Raw genomic sequence first — 22327 nt, 5'->3', positions numbered from 1 at the left:
GTGCGACCTGGACCGTGACCGTGGCGGTCGCGGGGTTGCCCGCGGCGTCCCGCAGCGGCTTGCCGGGGCGGAGGAACCAGTACGCCAGCACCGGCACGATCGTGAGCGCCACCAGCAGCGACGCCGACATCGCGATCGTCACCGTCAGGGCGAACGGCCGGAAGAGCTCTCCGGTGATGTCGCCCACGAACGCGATGGGCAGGAAGACGGCCACGGTCGTGATGGTCGAGGAGGTGATGGCGGTCGCGACCTCGCGCACCGCCAGCTTGATGGAGGCCAGCTTGTCGGCATCCCCCACATAGTGGCGCTTGATGTTCTCGATCACGACGATCGAGTCGTCGACGACCCGACCGATCGAGATCGTCAGCGCACCCAGGGTGAGGATGTTCAGCGAGTACCCGAACGCCTGGATCCCGATGAAGGTGATCAGCACGCTGGTCGGGATCGAGATCGCGGTGACGAGCGTCGAGCGCACCGACATCAGGAACACCAGGATCACCAGGACGGCGAAGACGAGGCCCAGCATCCCCTCGACGGCGAGGGTCTCGATGGACTCCTCGATGTACGGGGCCTGGTCGAACACCACCGTGAAGGTCGCGCCGTCGAGCGCGTCCTCGAGAGCGGGGAGCGCGTCGAGGACGCCGTGCGACACGTCCACGGTGTTGGCGGCGGGCAGCTTCGTCACCGCGATCGTGAGGGCCGGCTCGCCGTCCACCCGCGAGATCGTCGTGGTGGGATCGGCCTCGCGGGCGACCTCCGCGACGTCGGCGATCGTGGTCTGGCCGGCGGCCAGCTGCTCGGCGTTCGAGGGCACGAGCGGCAGTGCGGCGATCTCGTCGACCGAGGTGATCTTCGTTCCGGTCTGCACCGTCAGCGTCTCGGAGTCCTCGGTGATCTCGCCGCCGGGGAAGAGCACGCCGTTCTGGTCGAGCGCGTCGGTGATGTCCTCCTGGCCGAAGCCGGCCCCGGCGAGCGCGTCCTGGTCGGGGGTGATGGTGATGCGCTGCCCAACCCCGCCGACGATCTCGGCGGAGTTGACGCCGTCGACGTCCTCGAGTTCGGGGATGACGCTCGCCTCGAGCTGCGACTGGACGGCCTCGGCATCCTCGTAGCCGGTGAGGGCGAGCTGGATGACCGGGAAGTCGTCGATGCTCGCCGAGAGCACCGTGGGGTCGACGCTGTCGGGAAGCTGATCCGCGATGCGGTTTATGGCCTGGTTGATCTTCTGCTCTGCGGTCGCGAGGTCGGTGCCGTAGGTGAACGAGGCCTGGATCACCGAGGCGTTCGTGGTGCTGGTGGCGCTGGTGGCCTCGAGCCCGGGCACCCCCTGGATCGCGCTCTCGATCGGGGTCGAGACGTCGTTGTTCACGACCTCGGGCGACGCGCCGGGGTAGGTCGAGACGACGACGAGCTGCGGGAACTCGATCGAGGGGATCAGTTCCTGCTTCAGCCCGTTCAGCGCGAGCCCGCCGAAGACGGCGGCCACGATCGTGATGAGCGCGATCAGAGCGCGGTTTCTGAGGCTCAGGACGGCGAGGTTCGACACGGAGCGCCTTCGAATCGGAGGATTGCCGGGGCAATCGATACGCGGATGTATCGGGTTTCAGTATTCCACGCGCTCACCCGGCCCCGGCCGGATGGCACCCTCAGGCCGGCGCGAGCAGGACACCGATCCACAGCCCGGCCGCCGCCGCCGCGATGGCGAGCACCAGGGTGCCGAGGAGGTTCGCCATCGCCTGACCACGACGCCGCCGCTGCGCGAGCAGCACGGTCTCGACCGACACCGTGCTGAAGGTCGTGTAGCCGCCGAGCAGCCCGACGCCGACGACGGCGAGGACATCCGGCGCGACCACCGCGGTGCCGAGGCCGGTGAGCAGTCCGAGGGCGAACGACCCGGTGATGTTCACGACGAGGATGCCGCGGGGAAAGCCCCCGGGCCGAGGGGCCAGCATCCGATCGACCACGTAGCGCAGCCCCGCGCCGACTCCGCCCGCGACGGCGACGAGCGCCAGCAGCCCGGGGCTCACTCGGCGTCCTCGGCCGGCTCGATGCGCCCGGGGGCGTCGGCCAGTCGCCGGCCGAGGAAGAGCCCGACGACGGCTCCGGCCACACCGACGACGACGGATGCCGCGGCGAGACCGAGCGCCGACCACGGCGCGGCCGCCCAGACGGCCGCCTCGACCGCGAACGCGCTGTAGGTCGTGAAGCCGCCCAGCGCCCCGGTGCCCAGGAACGCGCGCAGCCGCGGGCGCCGGTCATCGAGCCAACCGACCACGACGCCGAGGAGGAGCGACCCGGCGACGTTGGCGCCGAACGTGGCCCACGGCACCGCAGCCGGGTCCGAGACCGGCGCGAGGATCACCGCGCGCGCGAGCACCCCGAGCGCGCCTCCGGCGACGACGGCCGCGAGCATGCGCGGGTCGACGGGCGAGGGCATGGACCTACGCTAGCGCCGCCCGCCTCAGCGACCCGGGCGCAGCAGAGCGCGGATCGCGGACTCGGGCGAGATCGAGAGATCCAGAAGCTGACCGTCGCGATAGCGCTTCCACACCCGCGGGTCGATGTAGGAGTTGCGGGCCACCGCGGGGGTGTTCCCGAGCGCCTCCGAGGTCGCCCTCACGGCGAGCGTCTCGGCGCGCTTCAGCTGGGTCTTGGTGTCGACCGTTCCGATCCGAGCGAGCGCTTCGGCCGCCAGGATCGTCCCGCGCAGGGTGCGGAAGTCCTTCGCGGTGAAGGCCCCGCCGGTGAGCGAGCGCACGTACGCGTTCACGTCGGTGGGAGTCAGCGGCACCCGACGGCGCCCGCGCTCCCACGCCAGCAGCGGCGACCTCGGACGGCCGGCGGCGAGCAGCTCCACGACGGCCGCGAGCTCGGCGTCGTCGACCGACAGGGTCTGCCGTTTGCCGCTCTTGCCCGGGAACGTCAACGAGATCACGGATGCCGCGACCGTCGCGTCGCGACGCTGCAGCGTCGTGAGTCCTCGGCTGCCATGGGCGGCGAAGTAGCGCTCCGAGCCGATGCGGGGGGCGGCCTGGTCGAGCAGCCGGAACGCGACCGCCAGGACCCGCTCGCGGTCGAGGGCGTCGCGGCGCAGCGACGTCGTCACGCGGGCGCGGGCACGAGGGAGCGCCTCGGCGAGCTGCAGCGCCCGCGCGTACTTGCCGCGGTCGCGGCCTTCGCTCCACGCGTCGTGGTACCGGTACTGGCGGCGTCCGGCCTCGTCTGTGCCGACGGCCTGGATGTGCCCGTCCTCATCGGCGCAGATCCACACGTCCTCCCACGCCGGAGGCAGGACCAGCGCTTTGATCCGCTCGACGTGGCGGTCGGCCACGGGCTTGCCTCGCGCGTCGAGGTAGCGGAATCCGCTTCCGGCGCGGACACGGCGGAATCCGGCATCCGCCCCAGGGCGCACACGCCTCAGTCTCGGCATGCGCCCTCCTCGTGGTGCCGGATCACCGGTTACGGAGCATATCGATCAGTTCCGACTTGCGTTTGCCCGAGTAGCCCGACAGGCCGAGTTCCTTCGCGCGCTTCTTGAGTTCCGGCACCGTGCGCTCCTCGTAGTCCTCGGCCGCGCCGCCGCGGCGGCCGACGGCCGAGCGCCCCTGCGCGGCCGCGGCATTCGAGATGCGAGCCGCTTTCTCCTTGGTCGCTCCGTCCTTGCGCAGCTCTTCGTACAGCTCCGGATCCTTCAGACTCGACGATCCGCGTCCCTTCGGCATGATCGCTCCCTTCCTCTCGCGTCGTGATCAGGGCTGGTCACAGTCCTCGCCCGCCGGTGACGGGGAGGATCGCCCCCGACACGTACGAGGCACCCTCGCCGGCGAGGTAGACGTAGGCCGCGGCCAGCTCTGCCGGCTGGCCGGCGCGGCCGAGCGGGGTGTCCTGCCCGAAGGTGGCGAGCCGTTCGGCATCCCACCCGGTCGCCGGGATCAGGGGGGTCCAGATCGGTCCGGGGGCGACGCCGTTCACCCGGATGCCGCGGGGCCCGAGCTCCTCGGCGAGCGCCTTGACGAACGCCACCTGCGCGGCCTTGGTCATGGCGTAGTCGACGAGGGAGGGCGACGGGTCGAAGCCCTGGATCGAGGTGGTGACGATGATGGACGCGCCGGGCTCGAGATGCGGCACGGCGGCGCGGGCGGTGAAGATCGGCGCATACAGGTTGGTGCGGAACACCCGATCGAACTCTGCGGTCTGCAGCGACTCGACACCCTCGCGGTCCTTCTGGTACGCGGCGTTCAGCACGAGCACGTCGAGCCCGCCGAACTCCGCGATGGTGCGCTCGACGATGTCGGCGCAGTACTCCTCGTCCAGCAGATCGCCCGGGATGCTGAGCCCCTTTGCCCCGGTCTCCGTGACCCACCGCAGCGTGTCGTCGGCGTCCTCCTGCTCTTCGGGCAGGTGGGCGATGGCGACGTCCGCGCCCTCGCGCGCGAACGCGATGGCGATGGCGCGGCCGATGCCGGAGTCGCCGCCGGTGATGAGCGCGCGTCGCCCGCTCAGGTCGAGCGAGCCCTGGTACGTCCGCTCTCCGTGGTCCGGAGTCGGAGTCATCTCCCCGGTGAGGCCGGGCTGCTCCTGCGACTGCGCCGGGAAGCCCTCCGAGTGGTGCTTGCGGGTGGGGTCGGTCATCGGCGGCTGGGTCATGTCCGCAGGCTACGACGCGTGCGCGCCCGCCGCTCGGGGGCTTGACAGCGCTCGCGGCGAGGTTTATCGGCTCCAGGCTGGGAGTCCGCTGGGAACTAGCACCGTGCATCTGCGCTCGTCAACCCCCTACGCTGCGGCGCCGCGGGGTGACACTCTCATGTCATGCCCACGAGGCATCCGGACCCGTACCCCCACGAGACCGGTTAGCGAAGGAGATACTCGCATGAACCTCGCCCTCATCATCATCATCGTCGTGGCGATCATCCTGGCGATCGTCGGTGGACTCGGCGAAGCCCTGAGCTGGCTGCTCTGGGTCGCCCTCATCGTGGGGGTCATCGCCCTCATCGTGCTGTTGTTCCGGGTCATCAGCGGCGGTCGCCGCCCCTGATCGACCCCGCCATCGGCTGAACCAACGGATGCCGCGCCCCCCGAGTCGGGGCGCGGCATCCGTCTTTTCACATGCGTTCGCGGCGGGGTCGGATCAGGCCGGCGCCAGCCACACCGTCGTCTCGCCCGGGACCACGTCGGTGTCGACCGGGCCGCTGGCCAGCAGCATCTCGCGCCCGGGCGTGAGGGCGTGCGGCTGCGTGCCGAAGTTCGTCACGACCTCCCAGCCGTTGGGGCGGCGGAATCGCAGCACGTCGGCCTCGCCCGTGTCGACCCATTCGAGATGCTCGTCCGTCTGCAGCTCGTGGCGCAGCGCGAGGGCGCGGCGGTACATCGTGAGCGTGGAGTCGGGGTCGTCGTCCTGGACATCCGCGGCGCTCGCGGCGAACCACTCCGGCTGCGGCAGATGGGCTCCGCCGGTGCCGAAACCGAGCGACGCGCCGTCCGCGGTCCAGGGCAGCGGCACGCGGCATCCGTCTCGACCCACGTCCTCCCCCGGGCTGCGGAAGAAGGTGGGATCCTGCCGCTGCGCGTCCGGGATGTCGGCCACTTCGTGCAGCCCGAGCTCCTCCCCCTGATAGAGGTATGCCGAGCCGGGGAGACCGAGCAGGAAGAGCGCGGCGGCGCGGGCGCGGCGCAGGCCCTTCTCGCGGTCGAGCGCGGGCTCGCGCCCGCCCGAGAGCAGCCACTCGTTGCCGTGCTTGCGTGTCGGCGCGCCCGTCTCGGTCCGTTCGGCGTCGGGCAGACCGTAGCGGGTGGCGTGACGCACCACGTCGTGGTTCGACAGCACCCACGTGGTCGACGAGCCCGAGCTCGCCGCGAGCGCAAGATTGTCGTCCACGATCGTGTGGAACTGGCGCGCGTCGAAGTCCGCTTGCAGCAGGTCGAAGTTGAACGCCTGGCCGAGGCTCTCCGCCCGCGCATACAACGGGATCCGGGAGCGATCGACCCACGCCTCTGCGACCGCGGTGCGCGGCGGGTCGTACTCGTCGAACACCTGGCGCCACTCGGCATAGACCTCGTGGACGTCGTCGCGGTCGATCATCGGGTGGTTGCCGTCCTTCGGCAGCGCCTCGAGCTCCGCCTTCGACAGCAGAGGCTCGGTCATGTCCTTGGTGAGCATGTGCGCCACGTCGATGCGGAACCCGTCGACGCCGCGATCAGACCAGAAGCGCAGGGTGCGCACGAAGTCCGCACGCACCTCGGGGTTCGACCAGTTGAGGTCGGGCTGCTCGACGGCGAAGTTGTGCAGATACCACTGCCCGTCGGCGACCCGTTCCCACGCCGACCCGCCGAAGATGCTGTCCCAGTCCGTCGGGGGCTCGGAGCCGTCCGGTCCGGTGCCGTCGCGGAAGATGTAGCGCTCGCGCGCCGCGGACCCCCGGCCTGCGGCCAGCGCCTCCTGGAACCACGCGTGCTGGTCGGAGGTGTGGTTCGGGACGATGTCGACGACGACCCGGATGCCGCGCTCGTGCAGTGCGGCGACGAGGGCGTCGAAGTCGTCGAGGGTTCCCAGGCGCGGGTCGACGTCGCGGTAGTCCGCCACGTCGTAGCCGCCGTCGGCGAGCTCGGACGGGTAGAACGGGCTGAGCCACACCGCGTCGATGCCGAGTTCGGCGAGGTACGGCACCCGCGAGAGGGCGCCGGGGATGTCGCCGATGCCGTCGCCGTCGCCGTCGGCGAAGCTGCGGGGGTAGATCTGGTAGACGGTCGCCTGACGCCACCACGGCGGCAGGAGCTCGTCGGAGTCGTGGCGGGCGGAGTCGGTTCCGGTGACGGTGGTCACGGGTGGGTGTCCTTTCTGGGTGGAGCCGGGGTGTCCGGCGGGCGGTCCCGCGGTGTGAGGGGGCCGGGTTCGGTTCGGGCTCATCCCTTGACGGCGCCCTGCGTCACGCCCTCCATCACCCAGCGCTGGGTGAACAGGTACACGACGATCGCGGGGGCCATGGCCATCAGGTACGACGCGAACGAGACGTTGTAGTTGTTGCTGAACTGGGATTGGAACAGGTTCTGCCGCACGGGGAGGGTCTGCAACGCCGGGTCGGAGATGATCAGCGACGGCATCATGAAGTCGTTCCACGCGTAGAGGAACGCGAAGATGCCGACGGTGGCGCTCATCGGGGCCAGCAACGGGAAGATGACCCGCCAGAACGTCTGCCACGTCGACGCGCCGTCGATGCGGGCGCTCTCCTCCAGTTCGAGCGGAATCGAGCGCAGGAACGCCGTGAACAGCAGCACACTGAAGCTCAGCTGGAACATCGTCGCGAGGATCACCACACCCAGGGGGTTGTCGAGTCCCACCCGTCCGGTGAGCTGGATCTGCGGAAGTGCGACGACCGGGAACGGGATGAACATCGCGGCGAGCAGGTAGAAGAACGAGTACCGGAACAGCCGGCGGTCCCAGTTGCGCACGATCGCGTACGAGGCGAACGCGGCGAGGATGATGGTCGCGATGACCGTGCCGGCCGTCACGAAAAGCGAGATCGCGGCGCCGACGGGGAACTTCGTCAGGTTCCACGCCTGGGCGAAGCCGTCGATGCTGAACGGCGCCGGGAGCGAGAAGGCGTTGCCGTCGACGGCCTGGTCCGTCGTCTTGAACGCCATCGAGATCGTGACGTACAGCGGCAGCAGCACGGTCACGGCGCAGAGGATGAGGATGATCGTCGTCGACCAGTTCACCCGTTCGGTGCGCTTGGAGCGTTGTGAGGACCGCGACTTCTGCAGCCCGACAGAGACATCGGCCTGTTCGAAGGCGAGGGCCGGCTGTGTGGTGGTCATCAGAACTGGTTCCTTCCGCGCGTGAGCGAGAGCTGCAAGACCGAGATGAGCACGGCCACGATGAAGAAGATGGTCGCGTTGGCCATCTGGTAGGCGTAGTCGCCGCCGTTGAAGCCGGCGATGATCGTCATCGCGATGCTTCGCGTCGCGGTTCCCGGTCCGCCGTTGGTGAGACCGACGATGATGTCGTAGGCGTTCAGGAACCCCTTGAAGCCGAGGATCACGTTGATCACGACGTAGCCGGCCACCAGCGGAAGGGTGATCCGCACCAGCTGCTGGGACTTGGACGCGCCGTCCAGATCCGCCGCTTCGTACACGTCACCGGGGATGGACAGCAGGCCGGCGATGTAGATGAGCAGGGTGCCGGGAATCGCCTGCCACGCCGTGACGATCACGATCGCGATCCAGGCGAGATCGGGATTGGCGAGCAGGCTGGTCTGGAGGAAGGGGATGCCGAGTGCGCCCGCCGCAGTGGGCACCGAGTTGGAGAAGAGGAAGTTGAAGACGTACGCGATGATGATGCCCGAGATCACCATGGGGATCACGAAGATCGCACGGAGCCCGGTCTTGAACCGGATACGTGCGGTCAAGCCCACAGCGAGCAGGAAGGCCAGCACGTTGACGACGATGACGGTGGCCACCGCGAAACCGAACGTGAACAGATAGCTCTGCAGGATGGCGGGGTCGCTGAACAGGGCGATGTAGTTCGTCAGCCCGTTGAAGCTCCACGCGCCGATCCCGATGGAGTCGGTGAAGCTGAAGAAGATCCCGATCACACCGGGAACCGTGATGGCCAGGGTGAAGAGCACGAGGCTCGGCAGCAGGAACAGGTAGTAGATCGGCTCGACGCGTCGCGTGCTGCGCCGCGCCCTGCTGTTCCCGGACGTGACGATGGTGGTGGTCGCGCTCATCGCGTGGACTCCTCTGTGTGGTTCGCGACGATCGGCGCGCGGAAGGCGATGCGCGCCCAGTCCGCGTCCATGGTGCGCAGCACTCGGGACGGGTCGGACCCGAGCACCATCGCCTGCGCGTAGTTGAAGATGGGCATGGTCCGCGGCACGAGCACGGATGGCCCCTGGTAGATGCGGCCGTCCTCGTAGTACTCGATCATCCCCTCGATGCGGGGGTCGTCCGGGGCGGGCGCATCCGTGGTGGGAGCGAAGCCGAGCTGCGCCTCGTTGTAGGCCTCGATGTTCTCGGGCAGGTAGAGGTACTCGAGGAAGTCCCGCGCGGCCTCCTTGTGCCCGGATCCTTCCGGGATCATCGCCGCCAGGTCCATGTTGACGCGGACCTTGAGATCCTCGGGGTCCTCGGTGAGCGGCAGCGGGAATGTCCCCAGATCGAGGTCGGGCGCTGTCTTGGCGATCTCGCCGAATGCCCATGGCCCCTGCAGGTACATGGCCGCCTCGCCGTTGCTGAAGGCGAGGTTCCCGTCACCGTAGCCCCGGCTCGGCGCGTCCTCGTTCACGTACTCCGTGGCCAGCTGGGTCATCTTCTCGACCGGATCGGCGAAGTCCTTCTGGAAGGACACTGTCGAGTCCGGACCGACGGCGGTCCCTTCGGCGTTCATCTGATCGAAGAACTCCAGCACGTCGATCGATCCGCCGACCGAGTAGTCGTACCAACCCTGACCCACCGTCCAGTCATCCTTGAAGGTGGCATAGAACGGTGCGACCCCCGCTTCCTCAAGGGCGTCGCAGACCTCGAGCAGTTCGCTCCATGTCTGGGGGACTTCCAGGTCGTTCTCGGCGAAGATCTCCTTGTTGTAGATGACGGACGCCGCCATGACCGAGTAGGGAAGCGCGCTGATGCGGCCTTCACAGCTGCCGTACTGGTCCATCAGAGGCTGAAGGTCTTCACGGACGGTGGCAGCGGCTTCCGTGCCGGAGAGGTCGCTCAGCGCGCAACGCTGCACGAATCTGGCGACCTCGAAGTTGTAGTTGGCGAGCATGATGTCGGGCGGGTTGCCCCGCACGAAGCTCGCTGAGACGACGTCCACCCCGGACGTGTCCATCTCGACGCGGACCGCATCCTGGGACGCGTTGTAGTCCGCCACCAGTTCATTCATGAACTCGAGCGCCTCACGTTTGCTGAAGGTGAAGCGGATCGTCTCGCGTCCATCCGCGGAGCACCCCACGAGAAGGGTGCCGACCAGGGACCCGAGCACACCGAGGGCCAGGGCGTTCGAGACCCGGCCTCTCGTTCGTCGGAATGCATCAGCCACGTTGCTGTCCTCTCCAGGGCCGTCGACAGCGACGACCCGTTGGTTCGATGAGTAGATTTACTACACGAATCAAATTGACGTGGTCCATAATGCAGGGTGACGACTGAAAGGTCAATACCCGTGTCGACCCCGAGCTCACCCGCAGCGGCAGTGCGCCGCGCGAGCCTCGACGGCGTACTCGCGTACGCCTGGGATGCGGAGGTCTTCACCGCGAGCGACGCCATGTCGGCAGTCGGTCTCACGCGATCGACGACCATCGACGTCATCGAGGAGCTCGTCGGAATCGGGCTGCTCACAGAACTGCCCAACGCCCGCTCCGTAGGCGATTACCGGAAGGGCCGGCCGGCACGGCGCTTCGAGCTGCGCGCCGACGCCGCGGTCGTCGTGGGGACCGACGTCGGGCCGGACCACATCACGACCGCGGTGGCCGATCTGCGCGGACGGATGCTGACGCTTGAGCACACCGACACCGACCTCGATCACGACTCCCCCGAGCAGCGACGAGCTGCGGCGACGGCGGCGGTGGACGACGCCCTCCGCGCGGCGGGGCGCAGGCGATCGGACGTGCTCGCACTATGCGCGGGCGTGCCCGCACCGGTCGATGCGACAGGTGCCTCCCCGCCGCACCGCAATGGCTTCTGGCGCCGCATGAACCCCGACCTCGCAGAGCTCTTCGGAGCGTGGGTGCCCCTCGTCCGCGTGTCGAACGATGCGTCGCTCGCCGCGGTGGCAGAGGGATCTGTCGGCGCCGCGGCGGGCGTGAGCGACTACGTCACGATCCTCAGCGGTGAATTTCTGGGTGCGGGAGCCGTGGTCGACGGAAATCTGCTGCGGGGCGCGCACGGCGGCGTCGCCGAGATGGTGGCCTTCGATCACGTCGCAGGCGTCGACGACGCGGGTGGCCTGATCGGACGAATCGGCGTGTGGGCGAGCGAGGATGCTCCGGCAACTCCCCCGTCGACGATCGCGCCCGACGGCAGAGCCGTCCTCGCCGACGCCCGTCGCGGCGACCCGCACGCACAGTCCGTCGTCGCGCGGGCGGGACGGGTGCTCGGCATCATCACGGGCGTGTTCGGCAGTCTCTTCGATCCCCGCCGAGTCGTGCTGTCGGGGATGACGGCCGAGGACGCCGCCGACCTCGTCCGGGCCGCACGGGCGTCGCTGCCCCGCGAGCTCGACCTCCCCGCCCCGGAGCTCGTCGCCTCGACGCTCGGTGTCGACGTCGTGTGCATCGGCGCGGTCTCCGCCGCACTGGAAGCCGGGCGAACGGGCGTGCTCGACCTCGGCGCCCGCTGGGCCGGGTCGCGCACGATGGCGGCAGGCGACCCCGTCGCGACGACGGCATGACGGATGCCGCGACCGCCCGTGCGTTCATCGCGGCATCCGTTCCGGCCATCGGGCGCTAACGGAGCGTGTCTGCGTATGCCGAGAGCGCGTCGCGGACGAACTCGGCGCCGTGCGCGCCGCCACGGGCCGTGGCGTAGTTCGCACCGAACCGGGGATCCGCGACGTACATCTCGCCGAGCCCTCGCAGGTAGCCCGCAAGGTCGGCAGGATCCCCCGAGTCGGCCGGAGTGCCCGGAACCGAGCGCAGCCACTCCGCGTGCCGGGCAGCCACCGCCTGCGCCTCGGGCGAATCGGGCGTCACGCCGCTCTCGGCGACGACGATCCACGCCGCCGCGAGGTCGGAGCTGCGCCGCTTCCACGCCGCGCGGTCCTGCTCGCTCATGCCGCGCCACCAGCGGTCGCCGTCGGCGTACGCCTTCGCCCCCCAGCGCTGTTCGACCTCTTCTTTGTGGACGGTGTGGTCGAAACCGTCGAACATCTGCTCAGCCATCGGCTGCTCTCCTTTCTCGAGTGCGTCGAGGGTGGACTCCACGGAGCGGATCTGACGCTCGAGGCGATGCTGCTCGTCTCGAAGCCACGCCAGGTGGGACTGCAGCGCCTGCTGCTGCGTGGTGTCCCGTTCCAGCACCTGCGCGATGGCCGTGAGACCGAGGCCCAGTTCCCGTAACAGCAGGATCCGCTGCAGCCTCACCAGCGCCGTCGCGTCGTAGTACCGGTAGCCGTTGACGCCGACACGGCTCGGCGCGAGGAGTCCGAGCTCCGCGTAATGCCGCAGGGCACGGCTTGTCGTGCCCGTCAGCTTCGCAATCTGCTGGATCGACCATTCCACGGCGATCACCCCCTGTGAAGACGACGGTAGAGGTTGCCGTTGCGTCAATGTCAAGGCACTTCCGCACGGCATCTCTGGACGATCGCGATATATCGTGTTAGCCTCGCCAAGTCGCGATATATCTCGACATGGCAGAACTCTTTGGAGGAGACATGACCCTCGAGAAGTGGATCATCCACCCGGGCGAGACCCGCGTGATCGACCTCGAAACCGTCCGCAAACTGAAGGTCGGCCTCGTCGGCGGTCAGATCGACGTCGTCGCCCACGACGAGCCCGGCGCTCGCATCGAAGTGCACGCCGTGACGACCAAGGACCTCCGCATCGAGGTCACCGGCGACGTGGTCGAGATCGACCACCCGCAGCTGCGCTGGGACAACTTCCTCGAGGTTTTCCGCAACTTCGGCTCGGGCGGCCCCAAAGCCGAGATCAGCGTCGCCGTGCCCCGCGAGGTCGCACTGAACCTCGGCGTGGTGTCGGCCAGTGCGCTCGTGTCGGGGCTCACCACCGACGCGCGAGTGAACACCGTCTCGGGCGACATCATCGTCGACGGGCTCACCGGCGACCTGACCGCCAACGCCGTCTCGGGCGACGTGCAGATCCGCCAGCTGGTCGGCGCCCTGAGCGCCAACAGCGTCTCAGGCGACGTCGCCGCCACCGGCCATTTGCGCAAGGCGAGCGTCGACACCGTCTCGGGATCCGTGCTCGTGGACTCTGCCGGCGTCCTGGAATCCGCAGGCGTCAACACTGTCAGCGGCAACATCACGGCCCGCCTGGACGACGGCTTGGCCGCCAACTACGTCATGCGCTCGGTCAGCGGCCGCGTGCAGGTCGACGGCGTCACCCGCTCCGGTACCGGCCCCACGAGCTGGACCGGCTCGGTCGGCGAGCTCAGCGGCACCTTCGCGGACGTGCGACTGCACTCCGTCTCGGGCGATCTCACCGTGCTCCGTCGCCAGGCGGAGGGAGGGGTGTCCTGATGGCTCCCCCGGTCTTCTCGCACGGCGACCTCCGCCTGTACCTGCTCAACCTGCTCGATGAGGGACCCCGACACGGCTACGACATCATGCAGGCGCTGTCCGACCGCACCGGAGGCACCTACACCCCGAGCGCCGGCACCGTGTATCCGCGCCTGGCCAAGCTCGAGGAGGAGGGGCTGGTGACGAAGTCCGTGGACGGCCGCAAGACGGTCTACGAGATCACCGACGCCGGCCGCGCCGAAGTGGGCGCCCGCGCGGGCGAACTCGAGGGCATCGAGGCGAACCTCGCCGATTCCGTGCGGCTCATCGCCGACGAAGTGCGCGGCAGCGTGCGCGAGGCGATGAAGAGCCTTCGTGCCGACCTCGCCGCCGCCAGCCGCGAAGAGCGCGAGAGCCCCGCCGCCCCGCGCGGACCCGAGGATCCGAAGGTGCGCAGCCGCGAGCAGCTGCATCGAGCGGATGCCGCGGTGAACGAGTTCCGCGCACGCGTGCGGACCGACCTGCGAACGCATGTCGCCAAGGGCGGTGCCCTCCCGACCGAGACGGTGGACCGCTTCGTCGCGGACCTGGAGCGGCTCGCCGACGATGTGATCCGCAGCGTGAAGGGCTGAGCCCGACGTCAGACCGGCCAGATCTCCTCGTCGTCCGCCACGGGCTCGCCCAGCGGCACGACGAGGATCGGCCGGGGCTGACGGTGGGCCAGGCGGGCGGCGACCGATCCGGTGAAGAACTCCCGTATCGACTCGCCGATCCCCCGCTTGCGCGTACCGACGACCAGCAGCTTCGCGTCGATCTTCTCGGCGAGGTGCTTCATGGCCAAGGCGGGGTCGCCCACCAGCTGTTGGACGCTCCACTGCAGATCATGTCCCGACAGGAGCGAGTCCGCGAGACGGCGGACCTCGACGAGGTCGGTCTCTCCCGAGGAGATGTCGATGTCGATCGGCGCGGAATGCACGTAGCCGTCGGGGTCCTCATACGTCACGAAACGGGTGACGTCCACGTGGACGACCAGCAGCGGGGCCTTCAGCAGGGAGGCGTAGCGGGCGGCTTCCTTCAGAACGCGAGGCGATTGCCCCGGAATGATCCCCGCGATGACCGCTCCCTGCGTGGCGGCATCACTGGCCACCACCCGATCGACTCCGTATGCCTCGTCGGCCATGTCCGCTCGCCCCTTCGTCGTCGTGATCACGGGCTTGGGACATCCCCCGCCGGGGCGCCGGAGCACCGTGGTATTCTGAATGCTACTCTTCCCGGCGCAGCCGGATTACGTGAATGCCCGGGTTTGTCTGAAGCGGAATTCCCCCGCGTACAGCCCGCGACTGGTGAAATGAGGGGGTCTCGCATGGGGCGTGGCCGTCAGAAGGCGAAGCACACCAAGATCGCCCGCGAGTTGAAGTACGACACGTACAGCGTCAACTACGCGGCGCTCGAGCGTGAGCTCGGGCACCCCACCGACGACGACGCTCTCGTCGACAAGTGGGCCGACCAGTACGAAGACGAGGACGAGGACGAGCTAGAACGAGCCTGACCGCCTCGTCCGTCCTTCTCCCGGCCGCCGCATTCGCGGCGGCCTTTCGTGCGCATCGCGCGCGCCCCCGGGATGTCGATCGCCTGACACACGGACGTGGTACGAACGTCAGATGCTCACTCTGGTCGGTGCCTCCCGCATCCTCGTAGATCCTCGCGCGCAGAGCTCCGACGCGGAGAACGGTGCGGAGCTGGCCATCGGCGGCGGCGGCACGATCGTCGCACACGGCGCCCCGGGATCGGAGGAGCTCGACGTCCGAGGGTGCGTGATCACGCCCGGGCTCGTCAACGCCCATCACCACCTCCTCCAGTCCGGATTCCGCACCCTGCCCGGCACGCGAGGAGCCGCCATGCGGGACTGGCTGCCCGCGATGGCTGCGGCCTACGCCTCCGCCGGGATCGACGCGGCGCTCACGCGCACGACCGCTGCCGTTGGTCTGGCCGAGTCGCTGCTGTCCGGAGTGACCACCGTCGCGGACCATCAGCTGAACTGGCCGGATCCTTCCGGCAGCGACGACCCCGTCGGTGACACCGTCGGGATCGCCCGCGCGATCGCCGATACCGCCGAGACCCTCGGCACCCGCCTGGTGTTCGTCCGCGGCACGGCGCGCGACGCCCCCGAGCTCGCCGCGTGCAGCGCCGACGCCATCGTCGCGGACCTGCTCGGCCACGACCACGCCGGCGGCGTGAGCGGCGACGGTCGACGACAGATCGCCGTGGGACCGGCCGGCGTGCACTCCGATTCCGAGGCCACGTTCCGCGCACTGGGCGAGGTCGCCGCTCGTCACGGCCTCCGCCGCCGGACACAGGCAAACGAGCAGGTCGACACCGAGATCGCGCTCGCCCGTTACGGCCGCCGGCCCCTCGACCTGCTCGACGAGTGGGGATGGCTGGCCCCGGACGTCACGATCGCCCACCTGTGCGACGTAACCGACGCCGAGATCCAGCTTCTCGCCGACAGGGGGGTTGCGGGCACTCACGCGCCCGGATGCGACGTGCCGATGGGGTGGGGCGTGGCACCCGTCGCGCGCCTGCGCGCCGCCGGGGTCGTCGTGGGCCTCGGCACCTCCGGAGGCGGCTCGAACGACGCCGGCCATCTCCTCGCCGACGCGCGACTGGCGATGCAGGTGTCGAGTCTGGTCGGGCCGCAGCTGCCCGCACGAACCGTGCTCGCGATGGCGACCGAGGACGGAGCCCTCGGTCTCGGCCGCGACGACATCGGGCACCTGCGTCCCGGTGCGCGAGGCGATGCGTGCGTGTGGGACGTCGCAGGGGTCGCCGATGCCGGCGTCGCCGACCCCATCGCCGGGCTGCTGTGGGCTTCTCCCGGGCGTCGCCCGCGGCACGTGATCGTGGGCGGACACGTGGTCGTCCGGGACTACCGGCTCGTCACCGCGAACGAGGACGAGCTCGTCGCCGCGATGGAGCGACGACTCGGGCGATAGCGTCCCGCCTCACAGGTCGAGCACGATGCGCGGGCACGCCGCGCGGGACACGCACACCATCATGACCGCCGACTCCTCCCGCTCGACCGGGGTCAGGATCGAATCGCGGTGCTCGACCTCCCCCTCGAGGACGGGAGCCTCGCACGTGCCGCAGGTGCCGCGTCGGCAACTCGAGAGCACCGTCGTCTCGGGCGATTGCTCGCGGATGGCGTCCAGCACCGAGACCCCGGGCGAGACCGTGACGACGCTTCCGGTCAGGGCGAGCTCGACGTCGAAGGCATCGGACCAGACCGGGTCGCCGTACTCCTTCGCCTCGAACCGCTCGACGTGCAGCACGTCGTCCCCGGCATCCGCGAAGGCGCCCTCCAGAGCCTCGAGCAGACGAGCGGGCCCGCACGCGTAGATGACCGTGTCGCCGCCGCTCTCGCGCGCGAGTGCCGCCGCGTCCAGTCGTGACCCCTCATCGGCGGCGTGCAGGCGCACGCGAGAGGGATGCCGCGAGACGAGGTCGTGCGCGAAGGCCATCGCGCTGCGAGACCGGCCGGCGTAGTCCAGCGTCCACTCGACACCCGCGGCATCGGCGGCAGCGACCATCGACGTCAGCGGCGTGATCCCGATCCCGCCGGCGACGAAGCGGTACGTCGTCCCGGACACCGGATCGAACGGAAAGTGGTTGCGCGGGCCGCGGACGCGGAGCCGATCCCCCACCGCCACCGTGTCGTGCAGGCGCAGCGAGCCGCCGCGGCCGTCGCCCTCGCGCAGGACCGCCACGCGCCAGGAGCCGCGGTCGCCGCGATCGCCGCACAGCGAGTACTGCCTCTCCAGCGGCTCCGCGTCTGTGAGTGCGGGGAAGATCACGTCCACGTGGGAGCCGGGCGTCCAGGCCGGCAGGTCTCGCCCGTTGTGCGACACCAGGTCGAGCGCGACGACCCCGTCCGCCAGCTCGGTGCGTCCGGCGACCACGAGGTCGCGCTCGACATCGCTGAAGTAGCTCACTCAATCTCCTCATTCGGTGGTGATCGCACGCTAAGCGGACCGGCGGGCACCGGCCAGGTGTTCAGCCCAGGCTTAACGAGTCCGCAACACGGGCCGCCCGCAGCCGAAACACACCCGGCGTTGAATGACGGTTGTTGGTCACGCCAACAGAATGCCACGACCACGAACCTCTCGCGAAAGGCGCTCATGCTCCCCATCCGCCCCGCAGATCTGGCGCCCGGGCAGCAGATCGGCCGACTCCGCGGCGTCAGGCTGCCGGACGGCACCGCCGTCACCCTCGGCATCGCCGACGGCATCGTGACAGATGGCACCGTGACAGACGGCGCCCTGACGGCGGCGCCGCGACTCGATGACGGCGGCGCGGACATCGATGCCGACGGCTGGATGCTGCTCCCGCCGGCCGCTGACCTGCACGCCCACATCGACAAGGCCTACACCTGGCGCATGTTCGGCGAGCCCGAGGGATCGCTGGAGGATGCGGTGGCGTGCTGGCAGCAGCACGGCGCGACGCTTCGCGAGGAGCAGATCGCCGCCCACGCGCGTCGCCAGCTCGACGCGGCGCTGCGGTCCGGGGTCACGGCCGTCCGCACCCACGTGAACTATCACGAGGGACCCGATCCGCTGCGCGGTCTGCGTGCCGTCATCGACGCGCGGGCCGCGTACGGCGGGCTCGTCGACCTGCAGGTCGTCGCGATGCACGGCCAGTTCACCGACGACGGTCTCATCCGCGACGCCATCGCGCTCGGCGCCGACCTCGTGGGCGCCGCCCCTCACCTGAGTGAGGACCCCCGCGCCGAGATCGAGCGAGCAGCCGCGCACGCCGAGGCCGCGGGGATCGGCATCGACCTGCACACGGACGAGACTCTCAACGCCGCCTCCCTCGACCTAGCCCACCTCGCCCGGCGCACCGCGGACTGGCCGGCGCACATGACCCGCTCCGCGGGCCACTGCGTCAGCCTGGCGGTGCAGCCCGCCGACACCCTGGCCGCCGTGCTCGAACTGGCCGCGTCGGCGAAGGTCAGCATCGTCACCAACCCCCTCACGAACCTCTATCTGCAGGGCTGGGAGCATCCCGTCGCCACGCCGCGGGCCCTCCCGCCGCTCGCGGCCATCCTCGAGGCGGGCGTGGACCTCGCAGCGGGGGGCGACAACGTGCAGGACCCGTTCAACCCCCTCGGCAACGGCGACATGGTCGATGTCGCTGCAGCGCTCGTCCTCGCCGGCCACCTCCCGCCACGGGCGGCGTGGCAGGTGGTGTCGTCCGGACGCGGATTGCTCGGGCTGCCCGACGCCCACGGCCGGGCCGGCGACACCGCCGACATGCTCCTCGTCCGCGCGGGCTCGGTCGCCGAAGCGCTTGCCGAGCGCGCACCCGACCGGGTCGTCGTCCGAAACGGCATGGTCGTCGCGACCCGTGCCGTCAGTTCCGCAGCCCTCCCCGTGCGCGAAAGAAGCGAGGTCACCGCATGACACCTCTCACCACCACCGCCCCGACCCTTCGCCTGGACGGCGTCACGAAGGACTTCGCCACCGGCACCCGTGCCCTCGCCGACGTCTCGCTCTCGATCTCGCGCGGCGAGTTCGTCTCGGTGGTCGGGCCGTCCGGTTGCGGCAAGTCGACGCTCCTCCGACTCGCCTCGGGCCTCGACACCATCAGCGCCGGCAGCCTCGAGGTCGACGCGGCGGTGACCAGCTTCGTCTTCCAGGACGCCACCCTCCTGGAGTGGCGTTCGGCGCAGAAGAACGTGGAACTCGTGGGCGAACTCGCCGGCGTCCCCGCAGCGGAGCGCGCCGAACGGGCTCGCGAGGCACTCGCGCTCGTGGGGCTCAGCGGCTTCGAGAAGCAGCATCCCCGCGCCCTGTCCGGCGGCATGCGGATGCGCGTGTCGATCGCGCGGGCGCTCGTGGCCGAGCCCCAGCTCGCCCTCTTCGACGAGCCGTTCGGCGCCCTCGACGAGATCACGAGGCTGAAGATGCAGACCGAGCTGCAGCGGATCTTCCAGCTCAAGTCCTTCGCCGCCATGTTCATCACCCACTCGATCTCGGAAGCGGTGTACCTGTCCAGCCGGGTGCTCGTCATGAGCGGGCGCCCCGGCCGGATCGTCGAGGACATCGAGCTTCCCTGGTCCTATCCCCGTCCGCCCGAGCTGCGCTACGACCCCGAGTTCGGGCGCATCGCGGGTCATCTCTCGAAGACGCTGGAGGAGCACTCGTGAGCGAGAAGACACTCGTCGCACCGGCCGCGCCGGCCGCTCAGGCCCCGGTGGTCGCCGCGGCGGCCCCGATCAGCGCACCGCCGTCCTTCTCGCGCGCGGCCGGCGCAGCCGGGTCGCGTGCGCTGCCGATCGTCCTGGCCATCGTCGGCATCCTGGTGCTGTGGTATGCCGTGTCGTACCTGCTGCTGAGCGAATCGCGTCGATTCCTGCTGCCCCCGCCGCATCAGGTCGTCGCCGAGACGCTCGGCAATCCGCAGATCATCGGGCCCATGCTCGTCGCGCTCGGCCAGACGACATCCGTCGCGCTCATCGGGCTGGCCCTGGCCGTCGCGATCGGCATGGGCTGGGCGATCCTGATGTCGCAGTGGCGCATCGCTGAGCGCATCCTCTATCCGTACGCCGTGATCCTGCAGACCATCCCGATCCTGGCCCTGACGCCGCTCATCGGAATCTGGATGGGCTACGGCATCCCCGCGCGCATCGTGGTGTGCGTCATCATCGCGGTCTTCCCGATGATCTCGAACACGCTCTTCGGCCTGCAGTCCGCCGAGGCCAGCGCGCACGATCTGTTCACGCTGAACAAGGCGTCGAGATGGCAGCGACTGACCAAGCTGCAGCTGCCCGCCGCGATCCCCGCCATCTTCACGGGACTGCGAAACGCCGCGGGCCTGTCGGTCATCGGCGCGATCGTCGGCGACTTCTTCTTCCAGCAGGGCTCGCAGGGCATCGGAGGGCTCCTCCGCACCTACACGTTGCGGCTGAACATGGAGTCGCTGTTCCTGGCGATCATCTTCACCGCCCTGTTCGGGGTGCTCGTCTTCTCGATCTTCGCGGCCCTCGACCGCGCCGTCGTCGGGCGCCTCTTCGGCTGGAAGGGCCGCTGACGCCCCCGCCCACGGTGCCCGCTCGCTCTGCCGAGCCGCTCCGTCATCCAGACCCGTCCCACCCCTGCACCGCACCGTCTGCAACCACCCCTGGAGGAACCGTGTCGACATCAACCCCCGCCGCACGCCTGCGGCCCGTCCTGGCCGCCGGCGCGGCGATCTCGCTGGCCGTCTCTCTCGCCGCCTGCTCGAGCGGACCTTCCGCCGGCAGCGGCTCCGCCACCGCCAGCTCGGCCCCGGCGGCCGAGCCCGGCAGCGCCCTCGACCTGTCCGAATCGTGCCCCGCGACCGTCGTCATGCAGCAGGACTGGCAGCCCGAGGCCGAGCACGGCGCGATGTACAACCTCGTCGGCGACGACTACACGGTCGACACCGAGATGAAGACCGTCACCGGCACCCTGGTCGCGCAGGGCGTCGACACCGGGGTCGACATCGAAGTGAGGCCCGGCGGCCCCAACGTGAACTTCCAGCCGGTCCCCGCCCTGATGTACCTCGACACCGACATCCTCCTCGGGGCGGTCAACACGGATGCCGCGATCGTGGCCGCCGCCGACCAGCCGACCGTCGCGGTGGCGTCGCAGATGACCTGGAGCCCCCAGATCCTCATGTGGGACCCCGAGAGCCACCCGGGCGCCGAGACCATCGAGGAAGCCACGGCGGACGGCGCGGTGGTCGTCACCGCCGGAGACGTGATCCCCGCCCTGCTCGAGTCCCAGGGCATGATCGACCAGTCCCAGATCGACCTCAGCTACGAGGGCACGCCGCAGCGCTTCGTGTCGGACCCCACGATCCTGCAGCAGGGCTTCGCGACCGCCGAGCCGTACGTGTACGAGAACGAGATCTCGGCGTGGGGCCGCCCCGTCGGATTCCAGCTGCTCTCGGAGGTCGGCTACTCCATCTACCCCGAGCCGCTCGCCGTCCGCCCCGAGACCATCGAGGAGTACGGCGACTGCCTGACCAAGCTCGTTCCGATCATGCAGCAGTCGCAGCTCGACTTCCTCGAGGACCCCGCCGACACGATCGACCTGATCGTGGAGCTCGTCGAGCAGTACGACACCGGCTGGACCTACTCCACCGGCGTGGCCGAGTACTCCGTCGAGCAGCAGGTCGAGCTGGGCATCGTGCAGAACGACCCGGCTTCGGGCGTGTTCGGCCAGCTCGATCCCGAGCGCATGCAGTCGATCGTCGACGACTTCGTCCCGTTCCTGATCGAGTCGGGCTCGCTCACGCAGTCCGACGCCGACGCCCTCGACGTCGAGACCCTGTACACGAACGAGTTCCTCGACTCGTCGATCTCGATGGACTGAAGGGACCGCTCCACACCATGACGGGCTTCCTCCCGGCGCCGCAGCGCCTGACCGCCGCCGCGGTGCCGGGTCGGGGGCCCGTCGCGGGCGGCTCAGCTGTGGTGCTGCTCCTTGACGACCAGGACCCGGCAGGTGACGCCCTCGGGAGTGCGCCAGCGGTGCCGGATGCCGCCCTCGTAGTACGTAGCGTCGCCCTCGCGCAGTGCGACCTCACTATCGGGGAACACCACGATCAGCTCCCCTTCGAGGACGTAGACGAACTCCTCCTCGTCGTGCTCCCACCACATGTCGTCCCCGTACGAGCCGGTGAAGAGCATCGGCAGGAACCTCGCGCGCTGCTCGGCGAGCACCGCCACCCGCCCCGAGCCGGCATCCACGGGCGATTCCGACGACTTCCGGTAGACGTGGTAGCTGGCCTCGGGCCGCTCCGGCGGGTCTTCGGTGAGAAGGTCCTGCTGGGTGGTTCCGAGGGCATTGGCGACGCGGAACAGCGACACCATGCTGAGCCGCTCGAGCCCTCGCTCGACCTGGCTGAGGAACGAATGCGACAGGCCTGCCTCACTCGCCGCCTGCGTCAGCGTCATGCCGCGCCGCTTGCGCAGCTCGCGGATGCGGGCTCCGAGAGCACGCGCGGACGCATCGACGTCGGCCGGGCTCGCGGCCGAGCGTGCGCTGCCATCCGTCATGCGTGCAGATTACCGGGCCGACCGGCACGGCGCGGCTCGCGCCGCCGCGCGGCACAAGCGAACGCAGGGAAAGGAAA

24 protein-coding genes are annotated in these 22327 nt (G+C 69.7%); 10 read left to right on the top strand and 14 right to left on the bottom strand.

Going from position 1 to position 22327, the window contains the following annotated elements; translation table 11 throughout:
- The 6 genes from NFR93_RS15585 to NFR93_RS15560 all read right to left on the bottom strand — a co-directional run.
- Nucleotides 1-1546, bottom strand: a 1546-nt coding sequence (locus NFR93_RS15585) for an efflux RND transporter permease subunit (RefSeq protein WP_251455380.1), incomplete at its 3' end; no start/stop codon positions are given.
- A gap of 100 nt (nt 1547-1646) precedes the next feature.
- Nucleotides 1647-2027 carry a fluoride efflux transporter CrcB gene (crcB, locus tag NFR93_RS15580; protein ID WP_251455378.1) on the bottom strand — a complete coding sequence of 127 codons (381 nt, stop codon included), beginning with the start codon at nt 2025-2027 and terminating at the stop codon, nt 1647-1649.
- Nucleotides 2024-2437, bottom strand: a complete 414-nt coding sequence (locus NFR93_RS15575) for a fluoride efflux transporter FluC (protein WP_251455369.1) — start codon at nt 2435-2437, stop codon at nt 2024-2026. The genes crcB and NFR93_RS15575 overlap by 4 nt, the downstream gene beginning before the upstream one ends.
- Before the next feature lie 24 nt (nt 2438-2461).
- The gene (locus NFR93_RS15570) at nt 2462-3430 is read right to left on the bottom strand and encodes a DNA topoisomerase IB (protein WP_251455367.1); all 969 of its coding nucleotides are present in this window, start codon (nt 3428-3430) and stop codon (nt 2462-2464) included.
- Nucleotides 3431-3452: 22 nt separating this feature from the next.
- Entirely contained in the window at nt 3453-3722 is a 270-nt protein-coding gene (locus NFR93_RS15565) for a DUF7218 family protein (RefSeq protein ID WP_251455365.1), read from the bottom strand.
- Between the two features lie 37 nt (nt 3723-3759).
- The gene (locus tag NFR93_RS15560; RefSeq protein ID WP_251455364.1) at nt 3760-4647 is read right to left on the bottom strand and encodes an SDR family oxidoreductase; all 888 of its coding nucleotides are present in this window, start codon (nt 4645-4647) and stop codon (nt 3760-3762) included.
- 223 nt (nt 4648-4870) lie between these two features.
- Between NFR93_RS15560 and NFR93_RS15555 the strand changes: the two genes are divergently transcribed.
- On the top strand, nt 4871-5035 hold the full coding sequence (locus NFR93_RS15555; protein WP_251455363.1) for a hypothetical protein: 165 nt from the start codon (nt 4871-4873) through the stop codon (nt 5033-5035).
- Nucleotides 5036-5128: 93 nt separating this feature from the next.
- Here NFR93_RS15555 and NFR93_RS15550 read toward each other — a convergent pair whose 3' ends face one another.
- From NFR93_RS15550 to NFR93_RS15535, 4 genes are read right to left on the bottom strand one after another with little or no spacing between them, the layout of a single operon-like run.
- Nucleotides 5129-6904, bottom strand: coding sequence for a glycoside hydrolase family 13 protein (locus NFR93_RS15550; RefSeq protein ID WP_502846311.1), 1776 nt, complete (start codon nt 6902-6904; stop codon nt 5129-5131).
- Nucleotides 6901-7812 (bottom strand): carbohydrate ABC transporter permease, encoded by a 912-nt coding sequence (locus tag NFR93_RS15545; RefSeq protein ID WP_251455361.1) that lies wholly within the window; start codon nt 7810-7812, stop codon nt 6901-6903. Before NFR93_RS15545 ends, NFR93_RS15550 begins: the two co-directional genes overlap by 4 nt.
- Nucleotides 7812-8723 carry a carbohydrate ABC transporter permease gene (locus NFR93_RS15540; protein ID WP_251455358.1) on the bottom strand — a complete coding sequence of 304 codons (912 nt, stop codon included), beginning with the start codon at nt 8721-8723 and terminating at the stop codon, nt 7812-7814. Before NFR93_RS15540 ends, NFR93_RS15545 begins: the two co-directional genes overlap by 1 nt.
- A complete protein-coding gene (locus tag NFR93_RS15535) occupies nt 8720-9991 on the bottom strand; it encodes an ABC transporter substrate-binding protein (RefSeq protein ID WP_502846315.1) in 1272 nt (423 codons plus the stop codon). The genes NFR93_RS15540 and NFR93_RS15535 overlap by 4 nt, the downstream gene beginning before the upstream one ends.
- Nucleotides 9992-10156: 165 nt before the next feature.
- Between NFR93_RS15535 and NFR93_RS15530 the strand changes: the two genes are divergently transcribed.
- Complete coding sequence (locus NFR93_RS15530) at nt 10157-11383, top strand: ROK family protein (protein WP_251455356.1); 1227 nt, start codon at nt 10157-10159, stop codon at nt 11381-11383.
- 55 nt (nt 11384-11438) lie between these two features.
- On the opposite strand, the gene NFR93_RS15525 is transcribed toward NFR93_RS15530, so the two are convergent.
- The gene (locus NFR93_RS15525) at nt 11439-12212 is read right to left on the bottom strand and encodes a MerR family transcriptional regulator (protein WP_251455401.1); all 774 of its coding nucleotides are present in this window, start codon (nt 12210-12212) and stop codon (nt 11439-11441) included.
- A 152-nt stretch (nt 12213-12364) separates the two neighbouring features.
- Here NFR93_RS15525 and NFR93_RS15520 point away from each other — a divergent pair, with 152 nt between their 5' ends.
- Entirely contained in the window at nt 12365-13189 is an 825-nt protein-coding gene (locus NFR93_RS15520; RefSeq protein WP_251455355.1) for a DUF4097 family beta strand repeat-containing protein, read from the top strand.
- Entirely contained in the window at nt 13189-13800 is a 612-nt protein-coding gene (locus NFR93_RS15515; RefSeq protein WP_251455354.1) for a PadR family transcriptional regulator, read from the top strand. The genes NFR93_RS15520 and NFR93_RS15515 overlap by 1 nt, the downstream gene beginning before the upstream one ends.
- Before the next feature lie 8 nt (nt 13801-13808).
- On the opposite strand, the gene NFR93_RS15510 is transcribed toward NFR93_RS15515, so the two are convergent.
- Nucleotides 13809-14348, bottom strand: coding sequence for a universal stress protein (locus tag NFR93_RS15510; protein WP_251455352.1), 540 nt, complete (start codon nt 14346-14348; stop codon nt 13809-13811).
- 183 nt (nt 14349-14531) lie between these two features.
- On the opposite strand from NFR93_RS15510, the gene NFR93_RS15505 reads away from it, so the two are divergent.
- Nucleotides 14532-14717, top strand: coding sequence for a DUF3073 family protein (locus NFR93_RS15505; RefSeq protein WP_251455351.1), 186 nt, complete (start codon nt 14532-14534; stop codon nt 14715-14717).
- A 112-nt stretch (nt 14718-14829) separates the two neighbouring features.
- Nucleotides 14830-16161, top strand: coding sequence for an amidohydrolase family protein (locus NFR93_RS15500; RefSeq protein WP_251455350.1), 1332 nt, complete (start codon nt 14830-14832; stop codon nt 16159-16161).
- Nucleotides 16162-16170: 9 nt separating this feature from the next.
- Here the strand turns inward: NFR93_RS15500 and NFR93_RS15495 are convergent, their stop codons facing one another.
- The gene (locus NFR93_RS15495) at nt 16171-17157 is read right to left on the bottom strand and encodes a PDR/VanB family oxidoreductase (RefSeq protein ID WP_251455349.1); all 987 of its coding nucleotides are present in this window, start codon (nt 17155-17157) and stop codon (nt 16171-16173) included.
- 186 nt (nt 17158-17343) lie between these two features.
- Here NFR93_RS15495 and NFR93_RS15490 point away from each other — a divergent pair, with 186 nt between their 5' ends.
- The 4 genes from NFR93_RS15490 to NFR93_RS15475 all read left to right on the top strand — a co-directional run bounded on the left by NFR93_RS15490 (nt 17344) and on the right by NFR93_RS15475 (nt 21564).
- The gene (locus tag NFR93_RS15490; protein ID WP_251455348.1) at nt 17344-18627 is read left to right on the top strand and encodes an amidohydrolase family protein; all 1284 of its coding nucleotides are present in this window, start codon (nt 17344-17346) and stop codon (nt 18625-18627) included.
- Nucleotides 18624-19373 (top strand): ABC transporter ATP-binding protein, encoded by a 750-nt coding sequence (locus tag NFR93_RS15485; protein WP_251455347.1) that lies wholly within the window; start codon nt 18624-18626, stop codon nt 19371-19373. The genes NFR93_RS15490 and NFR93_RS15485 overlap by 4 nt, the downstream gene beginning before the upstream one ends.
- Entirely contained in the window at nt 19370-20257 is an 888-nt protein-coding gene (locus NFR93_RS15480; protein ID WP_251455346.1) for an ABC transporter permease, read from the top strand. The genes NFR93_RS15485 and NFR93_RS15480 overlap by 4 nt, the downstream gene beginning before the upstream one ends.
- A 101-nt stretch (nt 20258-20358) precedes the next feature.
- Nucleotides 20359-21564, top strand: a complete 1206-nt coding sequence (locus NFR93_RS15475) for a substrate-binding domain-containing protein (RefSeq protein ID WP_251455345.1) — start codon at nt 20359-20361, stop codon at nt 21562-21564.
- Nucleotides 21565-21656: 92 nt separating this feature from the next.
- Here the strand turns inward: NFR93_RS15475 and NFR93_RS15470 are convergent, their stop codons facing one another.
- A complete protein-coding gene (locus NFR93_RS15470; protein WP_251455342.1) occupies nt 21657-22250 on the bottom strand; it encodes a helix-turn-helix domain-containing protein in 594 nt (197 codons plus the stop codon).
- Between the last annotated feature and the right edge of the window lie 77 nt (nt 22251-22327).

This window comes from Microbacterium sp. Marseille-Q6648 (assembly GCF_943181415.1).
In the GTDB taxonomy this organism is placed as follows: Bacteria; Actinomycetota; Actinomycetes; order Actinomycetales; family Microbacteriaceae; genus Microbacterium.
This window is presented reverse-complemented; position numbering and strand designations above follow the sequence as displayed.